Raw genomic sequence first — 16,697 nt, 5'->3', positions numbered from 1 at the left:
TTACGGGGGAAGGTGCCCGAAGGGCGGAAGGGGGGATAAAGTTGCCAAGCGGCGTCAATGCAGGGCTCGCCAAGCGGCGTAAATACTGACCTGGTCAGCGGCAAATCAATCCGCCACCGACGCCGCTACCCACTTCACCACCAGTGGCCGCACCAGCAGCAGGCTGGCGAAGGCGACCGGCCAGGTGATGAGGTAGGCTTTCAGCAGACGCAGCGGATAGCCGGCTTCGATGCCGGTGTTCAACGCAACCAGCACACCGCTGACGATAAGCACCATCACCGCCGAGGCATACAGTGAAAACAGCACCCCGGCGTATTTTTTCGGCAGTTTTTTCATGGCATTCCTCAAAATTAAAGTAACGGCTGGCAGTCTAAACCGTTTATAAAAACACTAAAACGGCATAAATTGGCAATACTCGATGATATCTGCACAATGGGACGACGATTTGCCGCAGAGAAAAGCCTTCATTCCGGCGCGTTCTCTCCATAGGCAGGCATCGCTAGAATGCCGAGACAAGTGGCGGCAGCAAACACCGCAGCGCCGTTCATCACGCACCAGACAAGAGGAAAAACCGTGACAGACACCACCCCATCCCAAATGCCGCAAGACGAACAAAATTCCCCGCGTTTTGCCACCGGCTGGCTCATCACCATAATGTCCCTGGTGCCCAGCATTCTCTTTCTGCTGGTCTATGGGCATCGCGGCAGTCCGGCATGGCTCTATGTTTGCATGCTGGGCGGCGCCGGGTTGGTTTCCGCCAGTGCCATCGGTTGGCTAGCCAATCAACTGAAGCTGCGCCGCGACATCGGCAGCATCGTCCTCTTTATCCTGATTGGGGTGTTTATCGGCCCTCTGCTTGGCGGGATGACGTTTTGCGTCATCACCTTCGCTATCGTCTTTACCTTTCATCTGCCACTTTCTGCGTTCATTAACAGCGTGCTGGTAACCTTTACCTACGCGATGATGGCACTGGCTGTGGGGCTGCTGGTCGGCTGTTTCCACTTGCCCAGAAACAGCCGCGACGAAGACGAAGATGAAGAGTAAAGCCCGCTTGGGGAAATCAGGCTCAATGAATCTCGACTGGAACGGCATCCGTTACTTCGCCACGCTGGTGGAAAAAGAAACGCTGACCGCTGCTGCTACCGCGCTGGACGTGCAGCATAGCACCGTGTCGCGGCAAATCGCCCAACTGGAACAGGCGCTCGGTCTGCGCCTCTTCGACCGCATCAGCAAGCGCTACCTGCTCACCGCCGACGGCGAACGGTTGTACCGCCATGCCTGCGATTTATGCAAAGAGATGAACGTGTTACAGCGCGTCGCCCGCGAACAGGCCGCCGTGCGGCACAGCGTGACCGTCTCGGCGCCACCGTTTGTCGCCCGCCTGCTGCTGATGTCGCATCTGGCCGATTTCTATCAGAAACACGCCGATATTCGCCTGCACCTGCTCGCGGAAGCGGCGCTGGCCGATTTGCATGGGCGACAGGCGGACATTGCCCTGCGCCTCGTCCGCCCGACGCAAAACGACCTCGCCGTGCGCCGCCTACGCGATTTCGCCTTCCGCCCCTACGCGCACCGCGATTACCTCACGCGCCGCCGTGCTGACTGGCAGTTTGTCCAACTCGCGGTGGAAGCGCGGCACAGCCGCTGGTTCATGGAGCAGATTGGCGAGGACGCGGACATCGTCTTTGCCAGCAACGACTTCGCCGCCGTCAAACAAGCGATTGCCGGACAAATCGGCATCGGCATCCTGCCTGATTTCGCTGTCTCACCCGCAGACGGCTTGCAGACAGTGGCACTGCGCGCAGACGAACCCCCGCCCGCCTGCGCAGCGGCGCTGTATCTGGTGATGCACGAAGACGTGCGCCGCAGCCCCGCCGTGCGCGCAGTGGCGGATTTTTTCGGGGAAGTGCTGGCGGGCGAATGAGCGGCGATGAATGGAGGCAGGGGTTGTATGGGGTGGGAGAACGCCACCAAGCGGCGTGGTTGCTGGATTTCGTAGAGACGTTGCCTGCAACGTCTCAGAAAAGAAAAGCCGTGCAGAATTACAGCGCGCAATGCCGCTCTTGCCAACAATGCAAAAAGCAGGCTGCGCCCGCTCGGCGGGCTGAAGCCCGCCCTACGCTCGCCAAGCGGCGCGAATACCGGGCCCGCCAAGCGGTGTAGATACTGAGTTCGCCAAGATCCTCAGGCAAGATTTTGTGCCCTATCAGATCCTGACCAGGCGCAACAGCGGCTCAAAGGCATATAGTGCGGAGCGTCGGCCTGCCGCTTCTTCGATGATGGTGATGATGTGGTTTTCCGCCAGAGTTTTCAGCAAATTTGGTACGGTCGGCTTCGGAATACCGTGGCCATCGGCAAAGCGGCTTGCTTTGAATACGGGTTGGGTAAAGAGTGCATCCAGTACGGTCAGCGTCCATTTGGAGGCCAGCAATTCGGTAAGCCTGTTTTTCATGGCTTCATATAAGGCAGTGATTTGTTCGGCGATGTTGAGGTTTTGTGTCGCCTGTTCGCTGACGGCACGGCAGAAAAAAGCACACCAGCCCGACCAGTCTCCCTCTGCCGAAACGGCGCGCATACGCTCAATGTATTCGTCTTTGTTTTCTTCAAAGAAGTGACTGATGTAGAAATGCGGCGCGCTAATTTTTATCATCTGCCACAGCAGCAGCGGTATCAGCATGCGGCCTATGCGTCCGTTGCCGTCTTTGAACGGGTGCAAGGCCTCGAATTCGATATGCGCGATGGCAGTTTTTATCAGTGGGTTGGCGTCGCTCGTATTTATGTAGGCGAATAAGGCATCCAGTCCCGCCGCAAGGTGTTCGGGTGCAATAGGCACGAAATCTATTCGTCGCGAACCGCGCCTGCCGATGTAGTTTTGCCCGGTTTTGAACTGCCCTGGCGTTTTTTCTGCACCGCGCCCGAAACTGAGCAAGCCTTGGTGCATGGTGCGCAGCATGGCAGCGCTGAGTGGCTGTCCGTCTTGTAATGTCGTTTGTGCCGCTTTCAGGGTGTGCTGGTAGAGCAGGGTTTCCACGGTGTCTTGCCGCACCTCGCGCGGGGTTTGCATATGTGTGGATTCGGCTTCGTAGCGCAGAATTTCGTCCAGCGTGCTGATGGTGCCTTCGATGCGCGATGAGATGACGGCTTCGCGACTACGCAGCGGTGCCAAGAGGATTTCACTGTTGTGCAGGGTTTTCAGCATCTGGTCGTAGCGGGATAAGGCGTCGGTTGCCGCGAGTATTTCGTTGAAGAATGTCGCCAATTCCAGTTGTTGCGGCGGGAATGCGCCCAGGTGGTAAGGCACGGCATGGCTTAAATCAAGGGTGATGTCGGTGTCCATTTGTGTCTCTTTTGGGGAATAATTTGATGCACAAACGGGATTGTACATCACAGACGGTACACAATAATGTTTGTACATCAGATTTCACGCAAAAAGAGCCACAAAAATTTTTGTGGCTCTTTTGTGATGCACAAAGCCTGTTATAGTTGAAGTCCCGAAAAACAGTAAAAGTAAAAAGCAGGGCAGGCTTTCAATCTGCCGAATATGAGCTTGAATGGTGACCGAATCCCGCACCACGCTGTTATTCTTTTTCAGTGATTCTACTATATCTATCATTCTTGGCCCTTTTTGATGCGCAATTACCGCTTCAATTTGGCAAATACATCCGCCATTGCCGTGTTCGTCATTTTTTCCTGTTTCTGCGGCGGGCGCTTTCGCCATTGCGCCTGCCGACAGCTTGCAGGCTGTGACGCTGTGAGCAGAAGAAGCCTGCGGTGCGGTGGCGGATTTTAGGTTGGAAATGCTGACGACTGAATGGCCGCCAAGCGGCAACTTTATTGGGATTGTGCGCAGGCGCAAAAATCTTTCCTTCAGCAAATGGCGGAGGAAGGCTTTATGCGAGTTTCGACTTGGGAATGCATGTGCGTCCGTCAAACCACGATGGCTATGCGGCTTTTATCAGCAGCATTCATGGTGATGGCATTCAGGCTATTTATTCCGGAATGGGTTAGAGGAAATACGGACTCTCTTTTTGGGATTATTTGGATCATCCAGCTCGTGTCTGAAGAAATCTTCGTATATTAACGCGCCGGGAGACAGGTATATTTTATCTAAATGTGCTTTTACCTCAGGCTCGTATTCGATATAAACCTGCTTGCTTTCCCAATCTAGTTGTATTTTTTCATTATCAAGACTGGTGATGTGAATCATGCGGCATTCTTGCTCTTCCTGGAAAGCTGCGTGTTTTACTAAATATTGCAGGGGTAATAAGATGAAATGTAGAGTCTCAAGTATATGTCTTTTCCCTTTAGATAAGTCTTGCTCTCTAAATAATTTTTCTATTTTATTAGAGATGTATTTTAGGTATCGTTTTATTTTTTCTTCTTTATTAGAAATAGAATTAATATAGATGTTCCATCTGTTGTTGGCTTCCTTGGATATCTCTTCTATGTCTTTTCCCTCAGCATGTAGTTCTCGATAGAAGGTAGCCTTGTCTCTCTTAGCCAGGCTTACGTAGCCCGTATCTGGATCAAGATAAATACAACGATACAATGGTTGTTTGTTCAGAGGCTGATTTGAATTACTATTTTTTTGGTGTTTTTTTTCTTTAAAAAGATCTGGGGCTTTATTATTCTTTAAGCCAATTATGGCGTTAATGTGATTATCTGGATTGGAATCAAAGAAATCACTAGGGAATACCAGGCTTACACCTGACGCTTCTTGATTGTTCTCTTTCCCATACAGACGAAATTGATTAAGGCTATCATGGTTAAACGTAAAACAGCTAATAAATACATGCTCTGAATAATTAGCCTCGCTGTTGTAATTGAAAAAATCTTTTGGTAACAGACAAGATTGTTGTAAGAATTTATGCAATGTTAGTCCTTCCATAGGGTCATTTACATTCTTGATTAGCCCTAATCTAAATGCTGATAAATCCTTGATAACTTTCCATGCTACAGATGCTTGAGTATAGTGTGCGAGTTTATATTCATAATCTCTAGGTAATAGCGGTATTATTAAATTATTTATTAGATGAAGTATTGTATTTCCTATTTTATATAAGGTGTCGCGTATTCTTTTATTATTAATTTGTAAAATCTTAATATTTGCATTGGCATGATAATATAAATAATCACTGCTATTATGGTAATGCTCTATTGCTTTTTTAAAAGCGCTTTTTTGCTCAAATATAATGCCCAAATTAAACTGCGCTTTGGCATAAAGCTCAGGATGATCTTCGTATTTAATATTTTGGTAGTATTCAATTGCTTCATTAATGTTGTCTTTTTGTTCAAGTACACTACCTAAATTAAGCTGCGCTCTAGCATATGATTCAGGATGATTCTCACGCTTGATGTTTCGATAAGCCTCAATTGCACCTTCAATATCTCCTTTTTGCCCGAGTTTAAAGCCTAGATTTAACTGTGCTTGAGCATATATCTTAGAAGAATCTTCGCGCTTGATGTTTCGATAGACCTCAATTGATCCTTCAATATCTCCTTTTTGCCCAAGTGCAAAGCCCAGATTAAACTGTGCTTGGGCATACATTTCAGAAGAATCTTCACGCTTGATATTTCGATAGGCCTTAATTTCTCCTTTAGTATCTCTTTTTTGCCCAAGCCTAAAGCCTAGATTTAACTGTGCTCGAGCATACATTTCAGGAGAATCTTCACGCTTGATATTTCGATAGGCTTTAATTTCTCCTTCAATATCTCCTTTTTGTCCAAGTACCAAACCTAGACAAAACTGTGCCTTGGCATATTGTTCAGGTGAATCTTCATGTTTGATGCTCCGAAATATTGCAATGGCTTCATCTAATTTTCCCTGTTTTACCAAAGCAGCTCCTTCGTTAAGCAGGTCTCCCGGTTTTTTGCTATCCGTCATTTCTTTTTCTCCTATTACAAAAGCCATTACCTAATAATAGCGGAAGGTTCTGTCTTATTTCTGTCTCAATTTGGCAAACGCATCCGCCATTGCCGTGTTGGTCATTTTTTCTTGTTTCTGCGGTGGGCGTTTGTCGCCGCGCGGACGGTCTTTTTTGCCGCTTGTTGTCGCATCATCATCAAGGCGCATGGTGAGGGCGATGCGTTTGCGTTCGGCATCCACTTCCAGCACTTTCACTTTGACGACGTCGCCCGCCTTGACGATTTCGCGCGGGTCGGCGACGTAGCGGTTGGCCAGTGCCGAGATGTGGACGAGGCCGTCCTGGTGTACGCCGATGTCCACGAAGGCGCCGAAGTTGGCGACGTTGGAGACGACGCCTTCGAGGATCATGCCCGGGCTGAGGTCGCTGATTTCGTGCACACCTTCGGCGAAGGTAGCGGTCTGGAAGGTGCCGCGCGGGTCGCGGCCCGGTTTTTCGAGTTCGGAGAGGATGTCGAGGATGGTTGGCAGGCCGAAGCGTTCGGTGGTGTAGTCGCCCGGTTTGATTTTGGCGATTTGCTCGCGGTTGCCGATGAGGTCGGCGGCGGCGAGTTGGCGGTCGGCGAGCATTTTCGCGACGACGGGGTAGGCTTCGGGGTGTACGGCGCTTTCGTCCAGCGGTTCTGTGCCGCCGTGGATGCGCAGGAAGCCGGCGGCTTGTTCATAGGTTTTTTCGCCGAGGCGCGGCACTTTCAGCAGTTTTTTGCGGCTGTCGAAGGCGCCGTGTTCGTCGCGGTAGGCGACGATGTTTTGCGCGAGTGTCTGGTTCAGGCCGGAGATGCGGGCGAGCAGCGGCGCGGAGGCGGTGTTCACGTCCACGCCGACGGCGTTCACGCAGTCTTCGACGACGGCATCAAGGCTTTTGGCCAGTTGGTTTTGGTTGACGTCGTGCTGGTATTGGCCGACGCCGATGGATTTGGGGTCGATTTTGACGAGTTCGGCAAGCGGGTCTTGCAGGCGGCGGGCGATGGAGACGGCGCCGCGCAGGGAGACGTCGAGGTCGGGAAATTCGCGCGCGGCAAGTTCGGAGGCGGAGTAGATGGAGGCGCCCGCTTCGCTGACCACGATTTTGTGCGGGCGCGGTTCGGGCAGGGCGCGGATGAGTTCGCCGGCGAGTTTGTCGGTTTCGCGGCTGGCGGTGCCGTTGCCGATGGCGATGAGCTGTACGCGATGCTTTTTGATGAGGGAGGCGAGGGTGGCGAGCATGTTTTGCTCTTGGTGCAGGTAGACGATGGCGGTGTCGATGAGTTTGCCGGTGTCGTCCACCACGGCGCATTTCACGCCGTTGCGGTAGCCCGGGTCGAGGCCAAGGGTGGTGAGGCGGCCTGCGGGGGCGGCGAGGAGCAGGTCTTTGAGGTTGGCGGCGAAGACGGTGATGGCGTCGTGGTCGGCGTTTTCTTTGAGGCGGTTGAGCGCGTCGAGTTCGAGGCTGAGGTAGATTTTGGCGCGCCAGGCGAGGCGGACGGTGTCAAGCAGCCAGCGGTGCGCACCGATGTGGTAGTGCGCGGCGATGGTTTTTTCGTAGTCGCTGGCTTCGGTGCTGGGGATGTCGTCCGGGCGGTATTTGAGGGTGAGTTGCAGGATGCCGTCGTTCCTGCCGCGCAGTATGGCCAGCGCGCGGTGGCTGGGCATGGTGCGGATGGGTTCGCGGTGGTCGTAGTAGTCGCGGTATTTTTCGCCCTCGTCTGTCTGGTCGGGGTTGCGCTCGGCATGCAGTTCGCCTTCGTTCCAGAGTTTTTCGCGCAGGGCGCCGATGAGTTCGGCGTTTTCCGCGATTTGTTCGATGAGGATGGCGCGGGCGCCGTCCAGCGCGGCTTTGGTGTCGGGGACGGTGTCGCTCAGGTAGGCGGCGGCGAGGGTTTCGATGTCGGCGGGCTGTTCGGCGAGGAGGGTGTCGGCAAGCGGTTGCAGGCCGTTTTCCCGCGCGATTTGCGCTTTGGTGCGGCGTTTGGGTTTGTAGGGCAGGTAGAGGTCTTCGAGCGCGGTTTTGTTGTCGGCGGCTTCTATCGCGGCGCGCAGTTCGGGGCTGAGTTTGCCCTGTTCGTCAATGGTGGCGAGGATGGTTTCTTTGCGCGCTTCGAGTTCGCGCAGGTAGTGCAGGCGTTCTTCAAGGGTGCGCAGTTGGGTGTCGTCCAGTCCGCCCGTCGCTTCTTTGCGGTAGCGGGCGATGAAGGGCACGGTCGCGCCGTCATCGAGCAGGGCGACGGCGGCGGTGATTTGCGCGGGGGTGGCGGCGAGTTCTTGGGCGAGGGTTTGGGTGATGTTCATGGGGTTCCTTCTGAATGGGGATAGGTGGTCTGAAAATGGGGCGGCTTATTCGTCGTCTTCGTCGTCGTAGGTGGTGTACGACCAGTTGTCCCAGCCGAAGTGTTCTAGCAGGGTGTTGAAGCGATCTTGGTCAGCGGTGCCGATAAATACGCCGCTTGGGCTGCCGTCGTCGGCAAAGCAGAGCAGGGTGATGTCATGGAAGTCATCGCTGTAAAACTGTTGGTTGTCCTGGTGCAAGGTTTTGATTTCGGTGCGGTTGTGCTGGATGAACTGCACGGCTGCGGCATCAATGGCCTCTTTGTTCATGATATTGGCGCAATACGGCAGGCCGCCCATAGTGGCGTTGATGCAGGCCAATTCCAGCAGCAGGGCGCAGGTATCGGGCAGGTGGGGCTGCCAGCGGTAGTCTCCGCTTGCAGCGGTATTGAAAGCGATATGGGCGGGCGGATTGTCCTGCGCCAGGTCGGCGGTGGCGATGCCCCAGCGGCATACGCCCTGGTTTTCTTCTATCAGCACCAAATAGCCGTCGGTAATGTTGATTTCGTGCAACGGCAACAGGCGGTTGCAGGATTGATTGATGGCTTCGTTGCCGCCCAATGCAAGCAGGTAGGCGCGCAGTACGGCGGGGAAGCGGATGTTCAGGCGCTGTTCGGCGGCGGCGATTTGCTGTTCAGGCAGACCGCAGCAGGTGTGGCCAAGTTGGTAGAGGGTAGTGATGTGGTGGAGAGCGTTCATGGTCGCGGGTGATTCAGGAGATGCTAGGTAGGCAGTATTAATGCGCCCAGGTGAAGATGTCTCGGTTTGTGCGTCTTTTGAGGCTTGTTGCAGTTTGAAGTCCTGAGTGCTGGTGATGATCATATGGGTACTCCTGTTTTTGTCGGATGGGCGGTTGCAAAAACGATTTCATATAAACCCCGCCAATCAGCGGCAGAAATAAAGCCCCAAAACAGGGGCGACCGCATTGTACACTTAGCCCCCCCACATCACAGACACACCTATATGACCCGCTGGACCCTCGCCCGCGCGCAAGCGCTCTACCAACTGCCCTTCATGGAACTGCTCTATCAGGCGCAAACCGTGCACCGCGCCCACCACGACCCGCAGCATATCCAGATCAGCACCCTGCTTTCTATCAAGACCGGGGCTTGTCCCGAAGACTGCAAATACTGTCCGCAGAGCGCGCGCTATCAAACGGGCGTCGCCCGCGAAACCCTGCTGAAAATTGACGACATCGTCAGCGCCGCCGAACGCGCCCGCGCCCAGGGAGCGACCCGCTTCTGCATGGGCGCGGCGTGGCGTGATCCGAAAGAGAAGGATATGCCGTATCTCGTCGAAGTCGTGCGCCGCGTCAAGGCGCTGGGTATGGAAACCTGTATGACCCTCGGTATGCTCGATGAAAACAAGGCGCAGACGCTGGCCGACGCCGGGCTTGATTATTACAACCACAACCTTGATACCAGCCGTCGCTATTACGGCGAAATCATCACCACCCGCAACTACGACGACCGCCTGCACACCCTGCAACACGTGCGCAACGCCGGCATGAAAATCTGCTCGGGCGGCATCCTCGGCATGGGCGAAGAAGACGATGACCGCCTCGCCATGCTGGTCGAACTCGCCAATCTCAACCCGCCGCCGGAAAGCGTGCCCATCAACCAGCTCGTGCGCGTCCGGGGCACGCCGCTGGCGCAGGCGGACGACCTTGAACCTTTCGACTTCATCCGCGTCATTGCCGTCGCCCGCATCATGATGCCGGCAAGCGCGGTGCGCCTCTCGGCCGGGCGGGAAAGCATGAACGAACAGATGCAGGCGCTGTGCTTCATGGCGGGCGCGAACAGCATCTTCTACGGCTGCAAACTGCTGACCACGCCGAACCCGACGGAAGACCGCGATGCCGCCCTTTTCGCCAAACTCGACCTCAACCCGGAAATGCGGCAGATGGCGGAAGCCGTGCCCGCAACCGCAGCGGTCGGCAAGTATTATCCGAAAAAGCGGCACAGCGCGATGCGCGCGGAAGAATAACGGGCACTCCGCCTGGCGTTACGGCTTGGCGGATATTTGACTACAATAGCCGGCATCCCAATCACCCGCCCCCACTCATGAGCGAAGACAACCAGGAACCCAAACAGTCCCTCCTCAGCCGACTAAGCGCCCTCTGGAACAACAACGAAGAATCCGAGAATATCCCCGAAGCCATCCGCGACCTTCTGCACCAAGCGCGCGCCGGCGAACAAATCGGCGAAGACACCGCGCAAATGGTCGAACGCCTGCTCAATATGGACGACACCCGCGTGCGCGACATCATGGTGCCGCGCGGACAAATCACCTTTCTCGAAGAAAACTGGAGCCTGGAACACATCTTTGCCGTCATCACCGAATCCGGCCATTCGCGCTATCCGGTGGTGGACGAAACCCACGAACAAGTGCGTGGCATCCTGCTCTCCAAAGACCTTCTGCCCTGCGCCTTTGGCCGTCCGCTGCCGGCGACCATCCCGGAGATGCTGCGGCCTGCGACCATTGTCCCGGAAAGCAAACCGCTGGACGCGATGCTGCGCGACTTCAAAACCAACCGCAACCACATGGCGATCGTCATTGACGAATACGGCAACCTCTCCGGCCTCGTTACCATAGAAGACGTCATCGAAGAAATTGTCGGCGAAATCGACGACGAGCACGACGAAATCGCCGCCGCCCCCATCATTGCCAATAGCGACGGCAGCTACCAGGTACAGGCGCTGACTCCGATTGACACCTTCAACGATACCTTCGGCACCGACCTCTCCGACGACGAGGCGGACACCATCGGCGGCTACATTCAGCACATCCTCGGCAAAATGCCGGACATCGGCGAAAGCGCCGACCTCGGTTCTTGGCTCGCGACTGTGAGCAAAGCCAACCGCCGCCAGATTATCAGCCTGCATTTGCGCCCGCAGATGTCCACCGCCGGGACGGAAGAGGCCTGATACCGTGCCTCTTGTCGTGTATGACCATCCTTCCCCCGGGAAGGATTTTTTTGTGCAGCAGGCGCTTTGTACACGGGCTTCATGCGCGAAGAAATCACATCAAAAGCCCTTTCGCTTGGTGGCATTTTCACAGTGCGCGAAGCAGGCAACATCTGTCCGGCGGGCTGAAGCCCGCCCTACGCGAACCGGTATTTACGCCGCTTGGCGGGCGTCCATGAAAAAACCCTTCCGCTTGGGAAGGGTTTTTGTTGGGTGAGACGGCCTCACACTTCGGCCATTGCCATCAGGCTGGCGTTGCCGCCGGCGGCCGTGGTGTTGGTGCTGCGGCTGTTCTCGTGGTAAAGCGGCAGGATGTCCACGTTACCGTCGGCGTCGGCGGGGTGGATTTTGATGATGACGCCGTCGCGCGCCGCCAGCGCGGTTTTTTCTTCGGCAGGCAGCGGGGTGAGGGCGATAACGTGTGTCGCTTTGCCGCAGATGTTGCCGTGGCTGATGTGGATGATGCCGCCAAGCCGGTTTTTCCACGCGGCCAGCGGGTGCCCACTGTTGACGACGGCGCGGCCTCCGGCGGCGGCGATGGGGATGAGTGCGGCGAGGCTTTGTTCAAGGCCGCCGCCGTAGAGGGCGATGGTTGCGGGCATATGCCAGCGGTTTTCGTTGGTTTCCCCGGTCGGGCCGCCGAGGCGTTCGATGGCGTGGCGCAGGGTGGTCTTGCGGGCGTCATCGGCGATTTTTTGCAGGCGGGTTTTGGCGTCAGCGGCGAGGTCGCTTTGTTTGACGGCGTCAAGGATTTGGCCGAGGGCGGCTTCGTCGGCGCTGCCTGCGGTGGTGGTGGCAGGTGCCTGCCAGTGGCCGCCGCACGTGAGGCGTTGCAGGTAGTTTTGCCCGCCGGCTTTGGGGCCGGTGCCGGATTTGCCGTGGCCGCCGAAGGGTTGGACGCCGACGACGGCACCCACGATGTTGCGGTTGACGTAGAGGTTGCCTGCTTCGAGACGTTGGCTGATGTGCTCAATGGCGCCGTCAATGCGGCTGTGGATGCCGCCGGTCAGCGCATAGCCTTTGCTGTTGATTTGTTCGATGAGGCTGTCAAGCTGGCCGCTTTGGTAGCGCAGGACGTGCAGTACCGGGCCGAAGTTTTCGCGCGTGAGTGGGTCGAGTTTTTCGAGTTCGAGCAGGGTCGGCGGCACGAAGGTGCTGTTTTCGGGGTCGATGTCGGCGGATAGTTTGGTTTGGTGCCAGGCTTTGGCTTCTTTTTTCATGTTTTCGATGTGCGTCAGCAGGTTTTGCCGGGCTTCTTTATCGATGACCGGGCCGATGTCGGTCGCGAGTTTGGCGGGGTTATCCACGCGCAGTTCGTCCATCGCGCCTTTGATCATGGTGATGGTGCGGTCGGCGACGTCTTCCTGGACGCAGAGGATGCGCAGTGCCGAGCAGCGTTGCCCGGCGCTGTCGAAGGCCGAGGTGAGGACGTCGGCGCAGACTTGTTCGGCGAGCGCGGTGCTGTCGATGATCATGGCGTTCTGGCCGCCGGTTTCGGCGATAAGCACGGGGTTGTCGTCGCGCGCGGCGAGGCTGCGGTTGATGGCTTTGGCGACTTCGGTCGAGCCGGTGAAGACGACGCCGTTGATGCGCGGATCGGCGGTCAGCGCCGCGCCGATGTCGCCTGCGCCGAGGGCGAGTTGCAGCGCGTCGCGCGGGATGCCGGCCTGGTGCATGAGTTGCACGGCGCGGTAGGCGATGAGGCTGGTCTGTTCGGCGGGTTTGGCGATGACGGTGTTACCCACGGCAAGGGCGGCCACGACTTCGCCGGTGAAGATGGCAAGCGGGAAGTTCCAGGGGCTGATGGCGATGATGGTGCCGACGGGGCGGCGTGTGGCGCAGGTGGTTTCGCATTCGTTCGCGTAGTAGCGGCAGAAGTCCACGGCTTCGCGCACTTCGGCGACGGCGTTACCGAGGGTTTTGCCGGCTTCGCGGACGGCAAGCGTCATGAGTTCGGCGGCATGGGCTTCGTAGAGGTCGGCGATGCGGCGCAGGATGGCGGCACGCGCAGCGGGGGCGACGGCGGCCCAACGGCTTTCGGCGTCTTTGGCGGTGCTGATGATGTCGGCGACGGCGTCCGGGTGCAGGAAGGCGGCGTTGCCGGGGATGTCGCTGTGGTCGGCAGGGTTCTGGATGTCGTGCGGGGCGGCGCTTTGCACGGGCACGGCGGTGATGCTTGCTGCCTGGACGGGGCGCGCGGCAGCGGCGTTCATGTTGCGTTCGAGTTGTTGCAGGGTGAATTCGTTGCTGAAATCAAAGCCGCGCGAGTTGGGGCGTTTGTCGCCGTAGAGGTTTTTGGGCAGCGGCAGGGCGGCGTGCATTTTGCCCTGGGTCGCGGCGGCGGCATCGAGCGGGCTTTTGACGAGGTCGTCGATGCTGATGTTTTCGTCCACGATCTGGTTGACGAAGGAGGAGTTCGCGCCGTTTTCAAGCAGGCGGCGGACGAGGTAGGCGAGCAGGGTTTCGTGGGTGCCGACCGGGGCATAGACGCGCACGCGGCGTCCCAGGTTTTGCGGGCCGACGACCTGGTCGTAGAGGGTCTCGCCCATGCCGTGCAGGCATTGGTGCTCGAAGTCTTTGTCTTTGCCCATCTGGTAGATGGCGCCCAGGGTGTAGGCGTTGTGGGTGGCGAATTGCGGGAAGATGGCGTCTTGCGCGGCGAGCAGTTTGCGCGCGCAGGCGAGGTAGGACACGTCGGTGTGGACTTTGCGGGTATAGACAGGGTAGCCATCCATGCCGTCCACTTGCGCCCATTTGATTTCACTGTCCCAATACGCACCCTTGACGAGGCGGATCATCAGTTTTTGTTTGTTGCGGCGGGCGAGGTCGATGAGGTAGTCGATGACGAACGGGCAGCGTTTTTGGTAAGCCTGCACGACGAAGCCGATGCCTTTGTAGCCTGCCAAATCCGGGTCGGAGACCAGCGCTTCCATGAGGTCGAGCGAGAGTTCGAGGCGGTTCGTTTCTTCGGCGTCGATGTTGATGCCGATGTCGTATTGTTTGCCGAGCAGGAAGAGTTCTTTCAGACGCGGCAGGAGTTCGGTCATTACGCGTTCGTGCTGCGCGCGCCAGTAGCGCGGGTGGATGGCAGAGAGTTTTACCGAGATGCCGTTGCCTTCGTACACGCCTGCCCCGGCTGCATCTTTGCCGATGGCGTGGATGGCATCCACGTAATCCTTGAAGTAGCGGTCGGCATCGGCCTGGGTCATCGCCGCTTCACCGAGCATGTCGAAGGAATAGCGGTAGCCCATTTTTTCGCGCGCTTTGCCGTTTTTCAGCGCTTCTTCAATGGTTTGCCCGGTTACGAACTGTTTGCCCAGCATCCGCATGGCGTAGTTCACGCCCTGGCGGATAAGCGGCGCGCCACCCTTGCCGATGAGGCGGGTGAGCGCGCTGCCCAGGGATTTTTCGTCGCTGGCGGCGGTGAGTTTGCCCGTGATGAGCAGCCCCCAGGCAGAGGCGTTCACAAACATGGACGGGCTGTGCCCCAAGTGGCTTTTCCAGTCGCCGCCGGCAATCTTGTCCCGAATCAGTTTATTGCGCGTATCCGCATCGGGGATGCGCAGCAGGGCTTCGGCGAGGCACATCAGCGCCACGCCTTCTTCGCTGGACAGGGAAAATTCGTGCATCAGCGCGTCTACCCCGCTGGCCTTGCGGCGGCTGTCGCGCACCTGCTTGACCAAACGGCGGGCGAGCGCTTCTGCCTCGCAGCGTTCATCCTCGCTTAACTGTGCCCGCGCCAGCATATCGGCGACGGCTTCAGCCTCGTCGCGGCGATAAGCGGTCGTGATAGCGTCGCGCAGGGCAGATTGAGGACGGGAAAATGCGAACATGATGAAAACTCCTTGCATTGTGAAAATAAGTGCATTAAAACACATTGTATGGGGAATTATGCGGATGTGCCGTGTTTTTTATTGTGGTATTCGCGGTCGGCCTGCTCAAAGCGGTCAATAACCGCGCGGGCAGGCGCGGGCGAGAGCAGTGACACCAGCACAATCGCGAGAGCACAAGTGGCAAAACCGGGGACGATTTCATACATCGTGGCGTAGTCATGAGCGGCAAGCCACGGATTGACCGCTTCTGCCCAGGAAACGACGACTACCGCACCGACGATCATTCCGGCCAGCGCGCCTGCGGCGGTCATCCGCTTCCAGAAGAGCGAGAGAATCACTACCGGCCCAAAAGCGGCACCAAAGCCCGCCCAGGCATAAGACACCAACCCCAGCACGCGGCTATCCGGGTCGGCAGCAATGATGATGGCAATAACCGCGACCGCCAGCACCATCAAACGGCCTACCCATACCAATTCCCCCTGTGCTGCCGTCGGGCGCAAAAAGCCCTTGTAAAAATCCTCGGCTATCGCACTCGAACACACCAATAATTGGCAAGACAAAGTGGACATTACCGCTGCAAGAATAGCGGACAAAATAATCCCGGCAATCCATGGATTAAAAAGTAGTGCCGAAAGGGAAATAAAAATCCGCTCATGATTGCCCTGCAACTCTGCATTCAACTGATCGCCAAATATGCCTGCATAAGCAATGCCGAAATAGCCGACCGCGACTGCGCCGCCCAGGCACAAAATCATCCAGGTCATGCCAATGCGGCGCGCACTTTTTAGTGATTGCACATTATCAGCCGCCATAAAGCGGGCCAGAATATGCGGCTGGCCAAAATAACCCAGTCCCCAGGCAGCCGTTGAGACAATGCCGAGGAAAGTCGTGCCGGCAAAAAGGCCGCTATAAGACTTGCCCGTTTCCTGTGCCGCATTCGTTATTGCCAGAGACACATCATCCGGGCCACCAACCATAATCAGCACCATGATCGGCGTTAAAATCAGGGCGAAAATCATCAGCGTCGCCTGCACCGTATCCGTCCAGCTCACCGCAAGGAAACCGCCGAGGAAGGTGTAAACAATCGTCGCCCCCGCGCCCAGCCACATTGCCTGTGTATAAGAGACATGGAAAAGGCTTTCAAAGAGACGCGCCCCGGCAACAATCCCGGAAGCGCAATAAATCGTGAAAAAGAACAGGATAATCGTCGCGGAAGCGACCTTAATTACCGTGCCCAAAGAACCGAAACGGTGGAAAAAATAATCCGGCAAGGTCAGCGCATTACTGTTGAATTCCGTATGCACGCGCAAGCGCCCCGCCACCAACAACCAATTCAGATAGGCGCCAATCGTCAGGCCGATGGCAATCCACGACTGGCTGAGGCCGGAAAGAAAAACCGCGCCCGGCAGCCCCATCAACAGCCAGCCGGACATATCGGAAGCGCCCGCCGACATTGCCGTGACAAATGGACCGAGACTGCGCCCGCCGAGAATATAATCGCCAAAATCACGCGTCGAAAAATACGCCGCAATACCAATCAACAGCACGACAATTAGATACAGGCCGAAAGTCACGTGCATCGCATTGAAATTACCCATAAAACTGCCCCTCAATCAATGATATATTTTGATCACCCGTAGCGCGGATGCCGGATAGCAACGTTAACCTGCG

12 protein-coding genes are annotated in these 16,697 nt (G+C 56.6%); 4 read left to right on the top strand and 8 right to left on the bottom strand.

Annotation, left to right across the window (positions count from 1 at the left end; translation table 11 throughout):
* Positions 1 to 105 precede the first annotated feature (105 nt).
* Entirely contained in the window at positions 106 to 336 is a 231-nt protein-coding gene (locus DY250_RS08440; protein ID WP_115611908.1) for a DUF2798 domain-containing protein, read from the bottom strand.
* Between the two features lie 237 nt (positions 337 to 573).
* Between DY250_RS08440 and DY250_RS08435 the strand changes: the two genes are divergently transcribed.
* Together DY250_RS08435 and DY250_RS08430 are read left to right on the top strand one after the other, a co-directional pair.
* Positions 574 to 1,044, top strand: a complete 471-nt coding sequence (locus DY250_RS08435) for a hypothetical protein (RefSeq protein WP_147293497.1) — start codon at positions 574 to 576, stop codon at positions 1,042 to 1,044.
* The gene (locus tag DY250_RS08430; RefSeq protein ID WP_245951076.1) at positions 1,034 to 1,924 is read left to right on the top strand and encodes a LysR family transcriptional regulator; all 891 of its coding nucleotides are present in this window, start codon (positions 1,034 to 1,036) and stop codon (positions 1,922 to 1,924) included. Before DY250_RS08435 ends, DY250_RS08430 begins: the two co-directional genes overlap by 11 nt.
* Before the next feature lie 282 nt (positions 1,925 to 2,206).
* Here DY250_RS08430 and DY250_RS08420 read toward each other — a convergent pair whose 3' ends face one another.
* The 5 genes from DY250_RS08420 to DY250_RS14760 form a co-directional block, all read right to left on the bottom strand.
* Positions 2,207 to 3,337: a Fic family protein gene (locus DY250_RS08420; RefSeq protein ID WP_218565567.1), complete on the bottom strand. Its 1,131-nt coding sequence runs from the start codon at positions 3,335 to 3,337 to the stop codon at positions 2,207 to 2,209.
* 84 nt (positions 3,338 to 3,421) lie between these two features.
* On the bottom strand, positions 3,422 to 3,856 hold the full coding sequence (locus DY250_RS13740) for a hypothetical protein (RefSeq protein WP_147293496.1): 435 nt from the start codon (positions 3,854 to 3,856) through the stop codon (positions 3,422 to 3,424).
* A gap of 129 nt (positions 3,857 to 3,985) precedes the next feature.
* Positions 3,986 to 5,884 carry a tetratricopeptide repeat protein gene (locus tag DY250_RS08415; RefSeq protein ID WP_172542288.1) on the bottom strand — a complete coding sequence of 633 codons (1,899 nt, stop codon included), beginning with the start codon at positions 5,882 to 5,884 and terminating at the stop codon, positions 3,986 to 3,988.
* Positions 5,885 to 5,938: 54 nt separating this feature from the next.
* A complete protein-coding gene (locus DY250_RS08410) occupies positions 5,939 to 8,191 on the bottom strand; it encodes a Tex family protein (RefSeq protein ID WP_115611903.1) in 2,253 nt (750 codons plus the stop codon).
* Between the two features lie 45 nt (positions 8,192 to 8,236).
* A complete protein-coding gene (locus tag DY250_RS14760) occupies positions 8,237 to 9,049 on the bottom strand; it encodes an SMI1/KNR4 family protein (RefSeq protein WP_281270368.1) in 813 nt (270 codons plus the stop codon).
* A gap of 141 nt (positions 9,050 to 9,190) precedes the next feature.
* On the opposite strand from DY250_RS14760, the gene bioB reads away from it, so the two are divergent.
* Positions 9,191 to 10,213 (top strand): biotin synthase BioB, encoded by a 1,023-nt coding sequence (gene bioB, locus DY250_RS08400; protein ID WP_115611902.1) that lies wholly within the window; start codon positions 9,191 to 9,193, stop codon positions 10,211 to 10,213.
* Between the two features lie 77 nt (positions 10,214 to 10,290).
* Entirely contained in the window at positions 10,291 to 11,154 is an 864-nt protein-coding gene (locus DY250_RS08395; RefSeq protein WP_006984439.1) for a CorC family transporter, read from the top strand.
* A 263-nt stretch (positions 11,155 to 11,417) separates the two neighbouring features.
* Here the strand turns inward: DY250_RS08395 and putA are convergent, their stop codons facing one another.
* Both putA and putP read right to left on the bottom strand, forming a co-directional pair.
* The gene (putA, locus tag DY250_RS08390) at positions 11,418 to 15,026 is read right to left on the bottom strand and encodes a bifunctional proline dehydrogenase/L-glutamate gamma-semialdehyde dehydrogenase PutA (protein ID WP_115611901.1); all 3,609 of its coding nucleotides are present in this window, start codon (positions 15,024 to 15,026) and stop codon (positions 11,418 to 11,420) included.
* A 56-nt stretch (positions 15,027 to 15,082) separates the two neighbouring features.
* Complete coding sequence (putP, locus tag DY250_RS08385; RefSeq protein ID WP_115611900.1) at positions 15,083 to 16,624, bottom strand: sodium/proline symporter PutP; 1,542 nt, start codon at positions 16,622 to 16,624, stop codon at positions 15,083 to 15,085.
* Positions 16,625 to 16,697: the final 73 nt, after the last annotated feature.

The organism is Cardiobacterium valvarum, from assembly GCF_900460955.1.
Classification (GTDB): Bacteria; Pseudomonadota; Gammaproteobacteria; order Cardiobacteriales; family Cardiobacteriaceae; genus Cardiobacterium; species Cardiobacterium valvarum.
The sequence above is the reverse complement of the archived record's forward strand: the minus strand, read 5'-3'. Positions and strand labels throughout refer to the sequence as shown.